The 559-nt window shown below is 50.1% G+C and carries 1 protein-coding gene; it reads left to right on the top strand.

What is annotated here, in order from left to right; translation table 11 throughout:
- On the top strand, positions 1-559 hold a 559-nt coding region (locus R7093_RS27230), incomplete at both ends, for a Mur ligase family protein (RefSeq protein ID WP_318147277.1).

Genomic DNA, 559 nt, shown 5'->3' on the forward strand with positions numbered 1-559 from the left:
CCCTTTCCTTTGCTGCTGGCGTATTTACCAACTTGAGCCGAGACCATCTTGATTATCACGGTACGATGGAAGAGTACGCCAACGCCAAACTAACGCTGTTTACCCAGCATCAATGTGATCAAGCAATCATCAATGTTGATGACGAAGTTGGCGCTGCGTGGGCGAAACAACTGACGAATGCGATTGCCGTTTCTCTTGCTCCTACAGCTGAGTTTGAACACGCGCTATGGGCGAGCCAAGTGGCTTATGCTGAATCCGGTATTACGATTCGTTTTGATGGTCAGTTTGGCGAAGGTACGCTGCATGCGCCGTTGATTGGTGAATTCAACGCAGCCAACTTAATGCTGGCATTTGCGACCTTATTGAGCCTTGGTTTTGATAAGAGCGATTTGCTAGCGACGGCTGCTCAATTGCAGCCGGTGTTAGGCCGAATGGAGCTATTCCAAGCTGAGCATCGCGCCAAAGTTGTGGTCGATTACGCTCACACGCCTGATGCGCTTGAAAAAGCATTACAAGCACTGCGCGTGCATTGTGACGGACAGCTTTGGGCTATTTTCGG

This window comes from Vibrio sp. 1580 (assembly GCF_033340055.1).